The sequence below is a fragment of the Brevibacillus sp. MCWH genome (assembly GCF_013096935.1).
Taxonomy (GTDB): Bacteria; Bacillota; Bacilli; order Brevibacillales; family Brevibacillaceae; genus Brevibacillus; species Brevibacillus aydinogluensis.
Genome location: NZ_SDLF01000008.1, coordinates 121,871 through 138,338, shown reverse-complemented (window position 1 = coordinate 138,338; position 16,468 = coordinate 121,871). Strand labels below are relative to the sequence as shown.

At 60.0% G+C, this 16,468-nt stretch carries 14 protein-coding genes and 1 pseudogene; all 15 read left to right on the top strand.

Going from position 1 to position 16,468, the window contains the following annotated elements:
• Position 1: 1 nt before the first annotated feature.
• Positions 2 to 640 (top strand): precorrin-2 dehydrogenase/sirohydrochlorin ferrochelatase family protein, encoded by a 639-nt coding sequence (locus ETC00_RS09875; RefSeq protein WP_171565829.1) that lies wholly within the window; start codon positions 2 to 4, stop codon positions 638 to 640.
• Positions 641 to 761: 121 nt separating this feature from the next.
• Positions 762 to 2,570, top strand: a complete 1,809-nt coding sequence (locus ETC00_RS09870) for a sigma-54-dependent Fis family transcriptional regulator (RefSeq protein ID WP_171565828.1) — start codon at positions 762 to 764, stop codon at positions 2,568 to 2,570.
• A 113-nt stretch (positions 2,571 to 2,683) separates the two neighbouring features.
• Positions 2,684 to 3,645 (top strand): annotated as a pseudogene (locus ETC00_RS09865) (2-keto-3-deoxygluconate permease).
• A gap of 187 nt (positions 3,646 to 3,832) precedes the next feature.
• Positions 3,833 to 5,143, top strand: a complete 1,311-nt coding sequence (locus tag ETC00_RS09860) for a four-carbon acid sugar kinase family protein (protein ID WP_171565827.1) — start codon at positions 3,833 to 3,835, stop codon at positions 5,141 to 5,143.
• Positions 5,136 to 6,131 carry a 4-hydroxythreonine-4-phosphate dehydrogenase PdxA gene (pdxA, locus tag ETC00_RS09855; protein ID WP_171565826.1) on the top strand — a complete coding sequence of 332 codons (996 nt, stop codon included), beginning with the start codon at positions 5,136 to 5,138 and terminating at the stop codon, positions 6,129 to 6,131. Before ETC00_RS09860 ends, pdxA begins: the two co-directional genes overlap by 8 nt.
• A gap of 212 nt (positions 6,132 to 6,343) precedes the next feature.
• Positions 6,344 to 7,813: an SLC13 family permease gene (locus ETC00_RS09850; protein ID WP_171565825.1), complete on the top strand. Its 1,470-nt coding sequence runs from the start codon at positions 6,344 to 6,346 to the stop codon at positions 7,811 to 7,813.
• A gap of 114 nt (positions 7,814 to 7,927) precedes the next feature.
• Positions 7,928 to 8,455, top strand: coding sequence for a MaoC family dehydratase (locus ETC00_RS09845; RefSeq protein WP_171565824.1), 528 nt, complete (start codon positions 7,928 to 7,930; stop codon positions 8,453 to 8,455).
• A 141-nt stretch (positions 8,456 to 8,596) separates the two neighbouring features.
• A complete protein-coding gene (locus ETC00_RS09840) occupies positions 8,597 to 9,619 on the top strand; it encodes a TRAP transporter substrate-binding protein (RefSeq protein WP_171565823.1) in 1,023 nt (340 codons plus the stop codon).
• 95 nt (positions 9,620 to 9,714) lie between these two features.
• Positions 9,715 to 10,206, top strand: a complete 492-nt coding sequence (locus ETC00_RS09835) for a TRAP transporter small permease (RefSeq protein WP_171565822.1) — start codon at positions 9,715 to 9,717, stop codon at positions 10,204 to 10,206.
• Positions 10,194 to 11,468 (top strand): TRAP transporter large permease, encoded by a 1,275-nt coding sequence (locus ETC00_RS09830; RefSeq protein WP_171565821.1) that lies wholly within the window; start codon positions 10,194 to 10,196, stop codon positions 11,466 to 11,468. The genes ETC00_RS09835 and ETC00_RS09830 overlap by 13 nt, the downstream gene beginning before the upstream one ends.
• Before the next feature lie 96 nt (positions 11,469 to 11,564).
• A complete protein-coding gene (locus ETC00_RS09825) occupies positions 11,565 to 12,230 on the top strand; it encodes a GntR family transcriptional regulator (RefSeq protein WP_171565820.1) in 666 nt (221 codons plus the stop codon).
• Positions 12,231 to 12,334: 104 nt separating this feature from the next.
• Positions 12,335 to 13,555, top strand: a complete 1,221-nt coding sequence (locus tag ETC00_RS09820) for a succinate--CoA ligase subunit beta (RefSeq protein ID WP_171565819.1) — start codon at positions 12,335 to 12,337, stop codon at positions 13,553 to 13,555.
• Positions 13,556 to 13,580: 25 nt separating this feature from the next.
• Positions 13,581 to 14,492, top strand: a complete 912-nt coding sequence (locus tag ETC00_RS09815; protein ID WP_171565818.1) for a succinate--CoA ligase subunit alpha — start codon at positions 13,581 to 13,583, stop codon at positions 14,490 to 14,492.
• A complete protein-coding gene (locus tag ETC00_RS09810) occupies positions 14,493 to 15,845 on the top strand; it encodes an MmgE/PrpD family protein (protein ID WP_171565817.1) in 1,353 nt (450 codons plus the stop codon).
• Positions 15,842 to 16,459, top strand: a complete 618-nt coding sequence (locus ETC00_RS09805; RefSeq protein ID WP_171565816.1) for a succinate dehydrogenase cytochrome b558 subunit — start codon at positions 15,842 to 15,844, stop codon at positions 16,457 to 16,459. Before ETC00_RS09810 ends, ETC00_RS09805 begins: the two co-directional genes overlap by 4 nt.
• Positions 16,460 to 16,468 lie beyond the last annotated feature (9 nt).

Sequence of the window (16,468 nt, the reverse complement as noted above, 5' to 3'; positions counted from 1 at the left end):
GGTGCGGCTCTACCCGATGATGGCGAATCTGCGGGACAAACAGTGTCTTGTCGTCGGTGGAGGACGTGTGGCGGAGCGAAAGATTGGCGGCCTGCTGAACACAGGAGCCGTCGTCACGGTCGTCAGTCCCGCCTGCACGCCGACAGTCCAGTCGTGGGCGGAAGCGGGGCGCATTACGCTGCACCGCCGCCGGTTTGACCCTGACGACGTGCGGGACGCGGTCGTGGTGATCGCAGCCACGGACGATCCCGGCGTCAATCTGGCCGTTCACCGGGCGTGCTGCTCGCACCAGTGGGTCAACATTGTGGACCGCCCCGACTTGTGCACGTTTACCGTCCCGTCCGTGGTGGAGCGGGGCGACTTGCAGATCGCCATATCCACGGGCGGACACAACCCCGGTCTGGCAAAAAAACTGCGCCGGCAGTTGGAGGAGCAGTTTGGTCCGGAGTACGCAGAATACACAGCCTTTTTGGGCGCGATGCGGGACAGGGTGCTCGCGCTCGGACTGGACGAGACACAGCGCCGGGCCGTTCTGGCCGAACTGCTGGACGACCGCTTCCTGCGGTTGACTGCGGCGGGAGAAACGAAGCGGCGCGATCAGGAAGCGGAGCAGGTGATCCGAACCCTGGGGAAACCTTGAACGAAATCTCGTGAACCGGAAGCCCGGACAACGGGTGTTCCGGTTCTTTTGCTTTTTCCGGCCAAAGTTGTATAATTTTAGCGATATCTGTTTCATTTCGCAACATATTGGGGGCAAGAACATGGCGAAAATCAAGGTAAAAGGCATCGCGCCGTACCCGGGCTTGCGTGATTTGCTGCTGGACATTGCAAAAGAAGACGACCGGATCGAGATGGATGTGGAAATCGCCGATCTGGAAGAGGCTCTGCCCATTGTGCTGCAGGCCGAGAAGCAAAGGTATGACGCGATTGTCAGCCGCGGCGGAACGGCTCAGCTCATCCGCAAGCACGTGTCCATTCCGGTCGTGGACATCCCCGTCTCCGGATACGACATCCTGCGTGTGCTCACATTGATCAAGGATTCCAACAGCAAGCCGGCCATCATCGGCTTCCCGGGAATCTGCCTGGGGGCGGCGACGGTCTCCAGCCTGCTCAACCTTGAAATTCCCGTTTACCCTGTTCACCATGAGTCGGAAGTCAGAGGCGCGCTGGAGCGTGCGACCAATCAGGGCGCGCAAATCGTACTGGGCGATGTCGTCACGGTGAGGACCGCACAGGAAATGGGTTATCACGGCATCCTCATCACGTCTGGCCGCGAGTCCGTCCAGGAGATGTTGACGGAGCTGGTGTACGTCCACGATATCTACATGAAGGGGCTGGAAAAGGCGCGCTTTTACGAGGAACTCCTGCAGCACGACACGACAGGCGTGCTGGCGGTGCGTGCGAACGGCGACATCCTGTACGCGAATCCGGCGGCGCAGGCGTGGCTGGGCAATGCCGACGCGATTCCGCCGGCAGTTGCGTCCCTGCTTTCCGCCGACCAGCCGGACGGCACAACGGTCACAGCGGAACACGTGGCGATACAAGGCCGTTTGTGCGATATCCGGATTGCTGCCCGCACAAAGGAGGAGCCGTCCGCTTTCATGCTCTACCTGCAGGAAAGCAAGGGCGTGCCGCCACAGCCATTCCGGGAGATACAGACGCCGGAGCGGCTGGCTGCGTTTGCGCAGGTGATCGGGTCCAGCCGGGAGATTGCGAAAACGGTAAAGCGGGCCCAGACATACGCGCAGACGAACAAAAGCGTCTGGCTCACCGGGGAGATGGGCAGCGGCCGCATGCATTTTGCCCAGGCTATCCACGCAGCGAGCAGACAAGGCCGGCACCGATTCTATTCCGTCTGCTGTTCATCCGCAGAGGAAGAGAGGCTGGCGGAAGAACTGTTCGGAACGGAAGGAAAACCAGGTTTGCTTGCAACCGCATCTGGAGGAACCCTGTACCTGGGGGAAGTGGACAAGCTGCCTGTTCGCCTGCAGGATCAGTTGGCGGCCGAGCTGCAAAAAGGGGGGCGGCTGCGGCTGATTGCCTCCTCCCACCTGTCGCCCGGACAGGTCGCGAAACGAGGCGGCTTTTCCCCTCATCTGCTCCACCAGCTCGCCGAGTGCCAACTGCGCATTCCTCCGCTGCGGGAACGCGTTGAGGACATAGGAGAATTGGCGCGTGTGCTCATTGCCCATCACAATTCGGCGTACGGCAAGCACATCGTCGGCATCAGGGAAGAGGTAATTGAACGGCTCGCCGAATACGACTGGCCCGGCAACCTGAAAGAATTCCAAAACGTCGTGGAAGAAATGCTGCTGCTGACGGAGGGCCACTATGTGGGCCTGGAAGAATGGCAGGAAGCGTGGCAGCGGTACAGTGCGGAAACACGGGCCGGAAACGCGGGGCTGCCCCTGGGCGAATTGAATTTGGAGGGAACGTGGGAAGAAATTGAACGGCAAATTTTGCTGCACGTGCTGAAAGAAGAAGGCATGAATCAATCACGCGCGGCCAAACGATTGGGCATCAATCGAACAACGCTGTGGAGAAAATTAGGAGATGTGTTGAAAAAATAAACAGTTTGAATATTGAATCTCCCCTTTGATTCGTCTTACAATGACTATTGAAAACGATTTCAAATAGTTATTGTTTCATTTTTAAACAATGACATCAAAGGGGGCACTTGCGCATGAAAATTAAAGCATCCATTGAACGGATTCCGGGCGGGATGATGATCATTCCGCTGCTGCTCGGTGCGGTGATCAATACCGTGTTCCCGAGGCGGCGAAGACGTTTGGTTCGTTTACAGGCGCGCTTTTGACCGGCTCACTCCCGATTCTGGCTGTTTTCTATGTGTGCATGGGCGCGACCATCGACTTCAAGGCGACGCCGTATATCGCGAAAAAGGGCGGTGCCCTGCTGGCTGCCAAAGTGGGGACGGCTGTCGTGCTTGGCTTTATCGCAGCGAAATTTCTCGGCGAAGGCATGATTGAAAGCGGATTCTTTGCCGGAGTGTCCGTATTGGCGATCGTGGCCGCGATGAACGACACGAATGGCGGCATGTACATGGCCCTGATGGGACAGTTCGGGAAAAAGGAAGACGTCGGGGCGTACTCGATCATGAGTCTGGAGTCGGGGCCGTTCCTGACGATGGTGACGCTGGGTGTGGCAGGTCTTTCCGCCTTTCCCTGGGAAACGCTGGTCGGCGCCATTTTGCCGCTCGTCGTCGGCATGATCCTCGGCAACCTCGACAAAGACATGCGCGACTATCTGGGCAAAGCCGTGCCGGTACTGGTGCCGTTCTTCGCCTTTGCGCTCGGCGCAGGTCTGAATCTTCAGAATGTGTGGAAAGCCGGCCTGCTGGGGGTATTGTTGGGAGTGGCGGTGGTCGCCATCACCGGCATCGTGCTTTTTGCCGCAGACAAATTGACCGGCGGCAACGGCATTGCCGGTTTGGCTGCAGCCACCACCGCAGGTAACGCCGTGGGTGTGCCGGCCGCAGTAGCTGCCGCCAATCCCGTGTACGAACCATTGGTGCCGTCGGCAACGGCGCTGATCGCTTCCTGCGTGATCGTGACCGCCATTCTGGCACCGATCGTAACGGCTTGGTGGGCGAAGCGGATCGGCGTCAACAGCAACACGGCTCAATGATGAGCCATCGAGAAGAAGGGAGGGTCCCGCGGCAGGCGGCTCGGGACGCTCCGCTTCGATCGTCAGACGAAAAAGGCTCCCGGCTGGCTGTCCTGCTATTTCGCTGTGGCTCGGCCGATGATGTGCGGACGGTTTGGCCAGACAGCCCGGGAGGGGAGAAACATGGACAGAAGGCGAGGCAACAGTCATGAGAAAAATAGGCATCATCGCAGACGATCTGACAGGCGCCTCGGATTCAGGCGTTCAGTTTGCGCGGATGGGCTTGGAGACACGCGTTCTTTTTGATTGGAAAAACGCAGCTGCGGAGTGCGTCGATGCGGACGTCGCGGTCATGGATACGGACAGCCGCTCCCTCCCGATGTCAGACGCGTACGCCAGGGTGAGGCAAGCGGCGCAGTATTTGCGTGAACTGGAGTTCCAGCATGTTTACAAAAAACTGGATTCGACGCTGCGCGGCAATCTTGGGGCGGAAATTGACGCGGTGATGGACACGATTTCGTTTGATTTCGCCGTCGTCGCCCCGGCATATCCCAAAATCGGCCGTGTGACGAGAGACGGGAGACACTATCTCAACGGGACGCCGATCGACCAGACGGAGATGGCCCGCGATCCCAAATGCCCGGTAAGCGAATCGGACATCCTCAAGCTGCTCGCCTCTCAATCCAAACGGAAAACGGGACTGGTCCCGCTGGCAGTGCTGCGGGAGGGAGAGGAAGCCGTTCGGGCACAGGTGGACAGACTGCGGCAGGACGGCGTGGACGTGATGGTCTTCGACGCCGAGTCGGACAGCGACATGCAGCGGATTGCGTCAATCATGTCGGGGTACAGGGCACGAATCTTGTGGACCGGCTCTGCGGGTTTGGCCGATGTTCTTCCCGTGACGCTTGGGCTTGCGGGACGCCTCCGGCCGAAGGTGATAATTGCTCCGTCCGGAAAACCGGTACTGCTGGTTGCGGGAAGCATCTCGCAAACGACACAGGATCAGGTGAGGCGCGTTTGCGAAGAGCCGCACGTGGCTTGCGTGGAACTGAATCCCCTCGCCCTGCTGGCAGGGGAGGACGAGCAGCAGCGGGAACTAAAGCGGTGTGTCCATGAGCTGGAGGAAGCGGTCCAGAGCGGACGGAATGCGGCGTTCTATTCCCTTGCCACCTCCGCCCATGTAAAAGGAGCCAAGGCGTTGGGAGAGGCGCGGGGGATGACGGACACGGACATCTCCAACCGGATCGCGGATGCGCTGGGCACCGCCGCCGCAGCCATTGCCGCCCGGCATGACCTGCAGGGGTTGATTCTCACCGGAGGAGACACGGCAAAAGCCGTATGCCGCCACTTGGGTGTCAGCGGCATTCAGCTCCTGGACGAGATTGAGCCGGGGATTCCGCTCAGCCGCATCGTTGGTGCACATCCGCTGTTTGTCGTTACGAAGGCGGGAGCTTTTGGCACCAGGCACACGCTGCTTCATGCGTTACATGTTTTGAAAGGAGATCGGCAACATGAGTAAACCGATTGTAGGCATTACGATGGGCGATGCCGCCGGGATCGGTCCGGAAATTATTGTAAAGGCGCTGGCAGATCCGGCTGTCTATCAGATGTGCCGGCCGCTTGTCATCGGCGACGCGAAAATGTTGGAACGCGCCAACCGCATCACGGGAGCCGGGTTGTCCGTGAGCCGGGTCAGTGATGCGGGCACGGCGAAGTACGAACACGGCGTGATCGACTGCCTCGACCTTGACCTGCTGCCGGAAGACCTGCCGTTTGGACAGGTATCCGCCCAGGCCGGGGACGCCGCGTTTCGCTTCCTGGAAAAGGCGATCGACCTGGCGAAATCCGGGGAGATCGACGCCATCTGCACGGCGCCGCTCAACAAGGAAGCGCTGCACAAGGGCGGGCACATCTACCCGGGTCACACGGAAATACTTGCGGAGCTGACCAATACCAAGGATGTGTCCATGATGCTGTCCGCTCCCAAACTGAGAGTGATCCATGTGACCACCCACGTGGGGTTGATCGATGCGGTGAACATGATCACGCCGGAGCGGGTCTACAAAGTCATCGTCATGGCTCATGAGACCTTGAAGAAGGCGGGGATCTCCTCCCCGAAGATAGCCGTTTGCGGAATCAACCCGCACGCGGGCGAAAACGGGTTGTTCGGATACGGTGAAGAAGAGGAAAAAGTGGTGCCCGCGGTGCGGCAGGCGCAGCAGGAGGGCATTGACGCGGTGGGACCGCTCCCGGCAGACACCCTCTTTTTCCGCGCGACGCGGGGAGACTTCGACATTGTCGTCGCGATGTATCACGATCAGGGACACGGCCCTGTCAAGGTGCTCGGCCTGGAAGCCGGGGTGAACATTACCGTCGGACTTCCGATTATCCGCACCAGTGTCGATCACGGCACAGCGTTCGATATTGCCGGAAAAGGCGTGGCTGACGAGCTGAGCATGAAAGAGGCGATCCGTCAGGCGGTCGAACTGGCGCCGAAACGGGCGTAACGCCCGTTCGCGGTGTCGGCTCTGCTGTAGAAGCATGGTCTGGCCTGAACCGAGGCAACACTCGCAGACTGTCATCAGGCTACGGAACGGAGGGAAACGTCCGGGAGATTTGATATCTCCCGGACGTTTTTGAAAATAATCAAAATAGATAGACAATTAAAAATGGATACAATATCCTAAAAGAAAAATCCTTTTCGTACGAGGGAAAACCTATGTCCACCATTAATCCACAAACAGAAAAGGAACGTGTCGCGGTTCAGCAGAAGAAAAAAGGGATGTGGCTCGTGCTGAAAAAGCCGCTCTGGTTCGCACTTTCGGCACTGGCCTTCCTCCTCGTGTACGTTGGCCTATGGGACTACATGGAGTACGCGCCGCGGGTGACGCTGGCGATTACGCTCGCGGTCATCGTCTTGTGGGTGCTGGAGCCGATTCCGTTTTCCATGACGGCCGTGATCGTCTTATTTGCTTTGCCCATGGCGGGGGCGGTTTCCACCGATTTGATCCTGTCCGGCTTCGCCTCGCCGGCCATATTCCTCATCGTGGCGGGCATGATGATCGCCAGCGCGGTGGAGCAGACCCCGCTTGGCAAGCGGTTGGCGTTCCAGCTGCTGTATTGGTTCGGGGAAAAGAAGGGCGGTGTCCTCGCCGGCATCATCCTCATCCCGCAGGTGATGGCCTTCTTCATCCCGGCGGCTGCGGTTCGCACCGCCATGCTGCTGCCGATCGTGTTTTCAATCACTTCCATCCTGGGCGTGAAGGCGGGCGATGTGCAGGGGAAAACATGGATGATGGGCGTGGTGGTCGGCTGCGGCATCAGCGGAACCGCCGTGCTGCCGGCGGCGATCGGCAACGTCATCACCGTTGATTTGATCAACACCTACCTGCAGCAGCGCGTCACCTACCTGGACTGGCTGCTGCTGGCGCTGCCGATGTGGCTGATCCTGGTTCCCGTCTCCTGGTGGGTGCTGTACCGCTGTTTTCCCGAGAAAGACGGAATCCCCACAGGGCTCAAGGCAAAAATGAAGGAGATGATCGCGGAGCTCGGGCCGATGACTGCGCGGGAAAAACGGCTCCTGGCCATTCTCTGCGCCGTCTGCGCAATGTGGGCGCTGGAAGGCATCCACGGTTGGCCTCCTGTGATTCCGGCACTGATCGGTGCCGTGCTGATGGCCTGGCCCGGCATCAAGGTGGCCGACTGGGACAAAATTCTCGACATCCAATTTGCCCCCTTGATCATGCTGGGAGTTACGCTTTCGCTGGGCAGGGCGCTCTACGAGACGGGGGTGACGGACTACTTGTCCAGATGGATGGAGAACGACCTCACGCTGTACCTCTTTTCTAATCCGGCGTTGGCGGTCCTGACGGTGACGATTCTGACCCAGCTGATTCACAAGGTGACGTCCAACGTGTCCACGGCTGTCATCGCGACGGTTCCGGTGGTGATGGCGCTGTCCGCCCAGGCGCAGAGTGCGCCCGCCCTGCTGCTGGCGTTTGTCGCGGGGCTAACGTGTCTGTTCGGCTTCATCCTGGTGGTGGAGACGATCCCGGGCGTGATGGTGCACGGGACCGGCTGGGTGACGCAGCAGGATTTCTTCAAGCCCGGTTTCTGGCTGACGCTGGCGACGACGGCGATCACCTATCTGATGGCCGTAACCTGGTGGTCCTGGCTTGGCTACATGTAGCCGTTTTTTAATGAAAGCGCTTTAATAAAAGGATTGACAAGGATTTGATGGGAATACTATCATGATCATAAGAATTGGATCCAATATCCATTAAGTCTGGAGAGAGGAGGAGCCATGAGCATACAGGAAGGATGGACAGGGCGGTTTTACGAGGATTTCGAGGTGGGGGACGTGTATCCCCATCCGCTCGGCCGGACCGTGACGCAGACGGACAACATCTGGTTCACCCTGCTGACACAGAACACCAATCCCATCCACTTTGACGCCGAGTACGCGGCCAGGACCGATTTTGGGCGGCCGCTGGTGGACTCCACGTTTACGCTGGCGCTGGTCACCGGCCAATCGGTGGCGGACGTCTCGCAGAACGTGATGGCCAATCTCGGCTGGGACGACGTGCGGCTTCCCGCCCCCGTCTTTGAAGGTGACACCATCTACTCGTACAGCGAGGTGTTGGAGAAGCGGGAGTCCAAGTCCCGCCCCCACGTCGGCATCGTCAAGGTGAAAACGGTTGGCTACAACCAGCGCGACGAGGTGGTCATCCAGTTTACCCGCACCTTCATGGTGTACAAGCGCGGTCACGGTCCCGAATCGGTCAGCGAACGGGTCCGGCGCGTGCGGAATCAGGTGTTGAAGCAGGAGTAGCCTTGGCGCAAATCGTGATGGTTCGCAGGAGACAGCGGATACATCGGGGAAAGCAGGTCGTCTGCGAAAATTTTTCGGAATTTTCAGTATTAACGAACGTCAGGTTGGAAAGCGATCCATACCAAAAAAGGGGGTCTTCGCATGAAAAGAGGTTGGCACGCATGGATGGCAGGCTGTCTCGCTGCACTGCTGCTGACAGCGGCGGGATGCGGCGGTTCCAAGCCGCAGGACAGTAACGCCTACACGAAAGAGAATCCGCTGATCGTCAAGTTCTCTCACGTCACCACGGCTGATAGTCCAAAGGGCAAGGCCGCGAACAGGTTCGCCGAACTGCTGGCGGAAAAGACCGGCGGCAGGGTAAAGGTGGAAGTATATCCGTCTTCCCAACTGTACGGCGACAAGGACGAACTGGAAGCGCTGCAGGCGGGGAACGTCCATGTCATCGCTCCTTCGGCGACGAAGCTGGTCGGCTTCAACCCTTCCTTCCAGATTGTCGACATGCCGTTCCTCTTTAAAAACCACGAGGCGGTCATCAAATTCTGGGACGGGGAGCTGGGCAAAAAGCTGATGAATTCCCTGGAAAGCAAAAATCTGCAGGGGCTGGCCATGTGGGAAAACGGGTTTAAAGTGTTCACCTCCACCAAACCGATTGCCAAGCCGGAAGATTTCAACGGGCAAAAATTCCGCACGCAGGCGGGCAAGGTGCTGGAAGCGCAGTTCAAGGCGCTGGGAGCGGGGGCCGCAACCATTCCGTTCGGGGAAACCTACACCGCCCTGCAGCAGGGAACGGTGGACGGCCAGGAAAACACCTGGAACAACATCGACACGCAGAAGTACGAGGAAGTGCAAAAGTACCTGCTGGTGTCCAACCACGGGCGGATCGACTACATCGTCCTGACCAACAAGCAGTGGTACAGCGCCCTGCCCGAAGACATCCGCAAGGCCTTCGACGAATCGATGGCGGAAGCGACCGCATACGAGCGGGAGCTGGCCGTCCAGTTGGACAAAGGCTCCGAAGAGAAGCTGCGCGGCTCCGGTAAAATGCAGGTGATCGATCTCAGCGAAGCGGAACGGGAAAACTTCGTCAAAGCAATGGAAGCGCTCTACAGCGAGTTTGAAAAGACGATCGGCAAGGAGTTTATCGACGGCGCCCGTCAGCTGTAACGACCGCGGGCGGCTTTCAAGAAACAGACGGGGCACCGTTTCCGCCGGGGACCGGTGCCTTGGGGGAACCAACCAAACCGGGGAGGTTGAAAGTGATGTCCAAATGGCGGGAACGGTATGCTGCTTTTGAAGATTGTCTCGCCGGCTCGCTGATCGTGATCGGCGTTGCCTTGATTTTCTATGGAGTGGTGTGCCGCTACTTGTTTAACAGCCCGAAAGCGTGGGTCGACGAAATTTCCACCTACTTCGTCGTCTGGGGAACGCTGATCGGCTCGGCGGTTGCCTTGAGGGAAGGGCATCACATCCAGGTGGACGTCCTGTACGACCGCCTGCCTTCCTCCCTCCAGAAGGCGTGCAACGTGTTTGCCAATGCGCTTGGCGTTCTCTTCTGCCTCTGTTTCATCTTTTTCGGCGGCAAACTGCTGGCGCTCTACTGGAAGACGCAGCAGCAGTCCACCGATGTGGGGATTTTCCTCTGGATCGTCTATCTGGTGATCCCGCTCAGCGGACTGATGCTGGGCTACCGATTCCTTGACAACCTGCTGGCCAGCCTGAAACAAGAGGTGAAGATCGAGTGGAATGGATAGTGTTTCTCGTCTTTTTTCTGCTGCTGCTCCTGCGGGTTCCGGTGGCGGTCTCGCTGGTGGTGTCGGCCGCGCTCGCGCTCATGGACAGCGGGTTCAACCTGGACGTGCTGCCGCAAAAAATCTTTTCGTCGCTCAACGTTTCCACGCTGATGGCCATCCCCGGCTTTATTCTCGCCGGCGTCCTGATGGCGCGCGGCGGCATCTCCAAAGCGCTGATCGACGCGCTCAGGGCGTGGGTGGGCCATTTTTCCGGCGGGCTGTCCGTCGTCACCGTTCTCGCCTGTGCGGTCTTTGCCGCCATCTCCGGTTCCAGTCCGGCGACCGCCGCCGCCATCGGAGCGATCATGATCCCGGGAATGGTGGAGGCCGGGTACAGCAAGCGATACGCGATGGGCCTCGTGGCCGCCTCCGGCACGCTGGGGATTCTCATCCCGCCGTCCATTCCGCTGATCGTGTACGGAACGGTGGCCGAGGAGTCGATCGGCAAGCTGTTTATGGCCGGGTTTTTGCCGGGACTGTTTCTGACTGCCGTCCTCGTGGTGGTGGCCATCGTGTACGCCCGCTGGAAAAACTTCGGCCGCCTGCCGAAAGCGAGCTGGCACGACCGCTTCGTCTTGAGTGTCAGGGCGCTTCCCGCCGCACTGCTGCCGCTCTTGATCCTCGGCTCCATCTACAAGGGGATCGCGACGCCGACGGAAGCCTCCGTGGTCGCCTGCGTCTACTCCCTGCTCGTCGCCGTGTTCGTCTACCGCCAGATCACGTGGAAGGACGCGCGGACGATCCTGCGGGAGACGGTCAACACCAGTTCGATGGTGTTCTTCATCATCGCCGGCGCCACCGTCTTCGGCCTGTACCTGACCAATGAGCAGGTTCCGCAAAACATCGCCGCCTGGATCATGGAAGGCGACATCAACAAATGGACGTTTTTGATCGCGTGCAACATCCTGTTCTTCATCATGGGCATGTTCCTGGAGCCGACCTCCATCATCCTGATCACCCTGCCGATCTTCCTGCCGATTTTAAAGCTGCTGGGGATCGACGTCATTCACTTTGCAATCATCATGACCGTAAACATGGAATTGGGGATGGTGACGCCTCCTGTCGGCCTGAACCTGTTTGTGGTCAGCGGCATCGCCAGGGCCAAGCTGGAAGAGGTGGTCAGGGGGATCATGCCGTTTATCGCCCTGATGATCCTCGTCCTGGTCGTCATTGTCGTCTGGCCGCAGCTCTCACTCTGGCTGCCGGTGCAGATGGCCAACTGAGCGGGAATTGACTGGAAGCGGCCGATTCTGTAAAAATGGGAGATAGTTGCCAACAGGCGTACGGGAAAAGCACACGATTGTCAGGAGGATACACCCATGAAGCGAAGCCACTTGCGATTACATGACCGTTCCACGCTGCTTGAGCGGGTCGTCTCCCGTCTAAGGGAAGCGATTCTCAGGCGGGAGTTTCAGCCGGGGGAACGGCTCGTGCAGGAGGAGCTGGCCGAAGCCATGGGCGTCAGCCGGATGCCGGTCCGGGAGGCGCTGCGCCAACTGGAAAAAGAGGGGCTGGTCACGCTGGAGCCGCACAAGGGAGCCATCGTGACACCGGTGACATCCGATGACATCGAAGAGATTTACTATCTGCGCTCGGTGCTGGAAGCGATCGCGGTGGAACGCTCCCTGCCCCATCTGACCGATGACGACAAACGGATGCTTGGGCAGTTGGTCGAAGAGATGGAGCAGGCCGTCAAACGGGAGGACGCGGAGCAGTTCATCGCGAAAAACGCCGAATTTCACCGTTTGATCCGCAAGGGATGTCGCTGGCGCAGGGCGCACATGATCCTGGAGATGCTGTGGCACGGCTTTCCGCCGCACACGCCCGGCATGCTGCCGGGGCAGATGGAGCGGTCGCAGGCCGAGCACAAGGAGATGCTGGAGCTGATCGAATCAGGTGATGCCAAGCGGCTGTCCGAAGTGATCCGCAAACACATCTTGCGTACGGGGGAAGCGTTTAAGGAACACCTGGCGCAGGACGAGTAACCGAGCGATACATGTGTGGGGATTGTTTTTTCAATCCTTCACAATTTTTCTTTGCATTGGATCCAATATCCAATATCCGAGTTGAGCCAGAGGAGGAGCTTGTAATGGGAAAGGTTTTGGAACATCACAGCAAACGGTTGATTCGTCAGGTTGGCGTCCCGACGCCGGAACACTGGGTGGCGGACACCGCCGCGGAGGCGGAAGCAATCGCCAAACGATTCGGCAAGCCGGTGGTGCTGAAAGCGCTGGTCCCGGTCGGGAAGCGGGGCAAGGCGGGGGCCGTCACCTTTGCAAAGACGCCGGAAGAAGCGAGAGAGCGGGCCCGGGAACTTTTGGGCATGACGGTCAGCCACTTTCCGGTCGACAAGATCCTGGTCGAGGAAATGCTGGAGATTGCCAAGGAACTGTACGTCTCCATCACCATTGACAAGCAGAAACAACTGCCGGTGATCATCGCCTCGACCGAAGGGGGCGTGGAGGTGGAAGAGCTGGTGGCCGAGCATCCCGACAAGGTGGTGATCGAGCACGTCGATCCGCTGACGGGGCTGGCCGACTACAAGACGAGAGAGGTGTGGAGCCGCCTCGGCTTAAACGGCAGGGAACTGCTGCAGGCGAGCGACGTCCTCGCCAGGCTGTACGCCGCTTTTCTCCGCTACGACTGCCAACTGCTGGAGATCAATCCGCTCGCCGTCACCGCACAGGGCTCGCTGGTGGCCGCCGCATCGGTGATGGCCGTCGACGACGCCGCGATGTTTCGGCAGAAGGGGCTGGAGGGGCTGGTCGAAGTGGGCGGCGAACGGGCGTGGCGTCCGCTGACGGAGCTGGAAAAGCGAATGATCGCCGTGAATGACGCCGATTACCGGGGGACCGCCCGCTACACGGAGATGGACGGCGGGGATATCGGCTTCATGTGCGGCGGCGGCGGGGGCAGCCTGCTCAGCTTTGACGCGCTGGTCGACCTGGGCGGCCGGCCGGCCAACTACTCGGAAACGGGTGGCAATCCCCCGGAAGAAAAAGTGTACGGCCTGACCAGAGGAATCCTCTCCAAGCCCGGCGTCAAAGGGCTGTTTGTCGCCCACAACATCACCAACAACACGCAGATCGACGTAATGGCCCGGGGGATCGTACGCGCGTTGGCCGACATGGGCATCGATCCCCGGACGTTTCCCGTCGTCGTGCGGGAAGCGGGCGTCAACGACGCGCTGGGCAGACAGATATTTACCGAGGCGGGCGTGGAGTACTACGGCGAAGAGGTGACGATTTGCGAAGCGGCAGCTGCGATGATCGCGCGTATGCAGTCCGCCTATCCGGACTTGTACGCGTAAAACGGGAAAACGAGGGGGAGAGAGTATGGCCATTTTGATAGACAAGCGCTCGCGCATTGTCATCCAGGGAATCACCGGGCGGGAAGCGACGATGGTGACCCGCCACACGCTCGATTACGGCACCAACGTTGTGGCCGGGGTGACGCCGGGGAAAAAGGGGCAGCACGTGCACGGGGTTCCCGTGTACAACACGGTGCGGGAAGCGGTTGACGCCCATCAGGCGGACACCAGCCTGGTTGTCGTGCCGCCCGCCTTTGCGCTGGATGCCGTGCGGGAAGCGATCGACAACGGCATCAAGGTGATCGTGGTGACGACGGAGAACATTCCGCAGCTGGACACGGTCAAGATGCTTCACCTCGCCAGGCAGAACGGCGTCCGGATCATCGGCCCCAACACGGTGGGCATGATCAACCCGAAAGACCGGGTGAAGCTGGGCTCGATCGGCGGCGACAACCCCGACCGCTGCTTCGTGCCGGGGCATGTCGGCGTGATCTCCCGCAGCGGCGGGATGACGGCGGAAACGTCGTGGATGGTAAAGCGGGCCGGATTTGGCGTCAGCACCAGCGTGGGCATCGGCGGCGACGCGCTGATCGGCACGACGATCCGCGACCTGCTGGAATTGTTCGAACGAGACCCGGATACGCATGCGGTCGTGACGTTTTCCGAACCGGGCACGACGTTTGAGGAAGAGGCGGCCGAGTTCGTCAAAAGCGGCGGCTTTCGCAAACCGCTGATTTCCTTCATCGCCGGGCGGTTTACAGAGCGGATGCCGGAGGGAACGGTGTTCGGCCATGCCGGGGCACTGATCTCCGGCAATGTGGGACGCCCGTCCGGCAAGGCGCAAAAGTTGCGGGAGGCGGGGGCCCACGTGGTGGAGCGATACGATGATTTGATCGAGGTCCTGCAATCCGTATTGGCGGCAAAGGAGGCGAAGTAAATGTCACTGAGCAGACAACTGGCCGGTTTTATCGCCTGGACCCGCTATGAAGACCTGCCGGCGGAGACGGTGGCGTTCACCAAACTGTGCATCCTGGACTGGCTCGGCTCCGCGCTGGCCGGCGCGGCCAAACCGCCGGTGCGGATGATTGACGAGCTGGCGAGGGAGTTGGGGGGGAGCGGACAGGCGACGCTGGTCACCGGCGGCAGGTCGTCGGTCGCCAACGCGGCACTGGTCAACGGAGCCGCCTCTCACGTCGTTGAACTGGACGACATCCACAAGCAGTCGATCATTCACGCCGCCACCGTCGTCATCCCGGCGGCGCTGGCCGTTGCCGAGTGGCTGAACAGAAGCGGCAAAGAACTGATCGCGGCGGTCGCGGTCGGCTACGACGTCTGTTTCCGCGTCGGCGAGGCGGTCAGCCCGTCTCACTACCGTTTCTGGCACAACACCGCCACCTGCGGCACGTTTGGCGCAGCAGCGGCAGCGGCCTCCCTGCTTCGACTGGACGAGGAGCAGATCGTCCACGCGCTGGGCAATGCGGGGACGCAGGCGGCGGGACTGTGGGAGTTTATCGTCGACGGTGCGATGTCCAAACAGCTTCACACCGGCAAAGCGGCGATGAACGGGCTTTTGGCCGCCCTGTTGGCGCAAAAAGGGTTTACCGGCCCCTCCCGCATCCTCGAAGGGGAGCGCGGCTTTTTCCGGGCGATGGCGGAAACCGTTGACGAGTCGCGGATTACCGACCGGCTGGGGGAGCATTTCAAAATTACAGAAAATTCATTCAAGATTCACGCTTCCTGCCGCCACACCCATCCCGCCGTCGATCTCGCCCTCAAGCTGCGTCAACAGTCCGGCATCCGTACGGAGGAGTTGCGCCGAATCCGGGTGGGCGGCTATCGGTCGGTGCTGGCGATCACCGACAATCCCGACCCGCAGACCGTGTACGCGGCCAAGTTCAGCCTGCAGTTCTGCGTCGCGCTCGCCCTCGTCAAGGGCAGGGCGGGACTGGCCGACTTCAGCGGGGAGACGCTGCACGATCCGGCAGTCCGCTTACTGATGGAGCGGGTGGAGCTGACGCTTGACCCCGACGTGGATGCCGCTTATCCGGAGCGGTGGGGATCCAGCATGGAAGCGGAGACAGTGGCGGGAGAAGTGCTGCGCCTCGTGGCTGATTACCCGAAGGGGGACCCGGAAAACCCGGTGACGGCTGCGGAATTGACGGATAAGTTCCACGACCTGGCCGCCCATTTGCCCGAGGACACAAGGCGAAGCTACCTGGAGACGATCCTGCACCTGGAAACGATCGCGGACGTCGGCCGATTTTGGGACGAAAGGAGCCGCGTGTCGTGAACGAACTGTCCACCCGCCGCTTCTTTCTCGCCCGGCTGCACTCCCTGACCGGACTTGTGCCGCTCGGCCTGTTTTTGCTGGAACACCTCTACTCCAACGCCATCGCCTTGATGGGACAGGAGGCGTACGACCGGCATGTCCAGACGTTGTCGGGCATCCCCTTTCTGCCGGTCGTCGAGGTGCTGTTCATCGCGCTGCCGCTCTTGTATCACGCGGTGTACGGCATCTACATCGGGATGATGGCGAAAGTCAATCCGTACCGCTATGCCTACCGGCAGAACTGGCTGTTCGTCGCGCAGCGGGTGAGCGGGGGGATCACGCTGGTGTTTGTGCTCTACCACATTTGGGCGTTTCGCCTCTCCAGCCTGCTGTTTGATGCGCCCGTCAACTACGAGGCTGTCCAGGCCCATCTGCAAAACCCGTTCATTTTTGCCTTTTACGTGCTGGGTGTAATCGCCACCACGTTTCACTTTTCCAACGGATTGTGGACCGGTTTGATTACCTGGGGAATCACCGTCGGCCCGCGGGGGCAGCGGATTTCCTCGGTCCTGCGTACGCTCTTGTTCGCCGGCCTGTGCGGCGTCGGGGTAGGGGCGCTGATCGCATTTTGGTAAGAAGGGAGG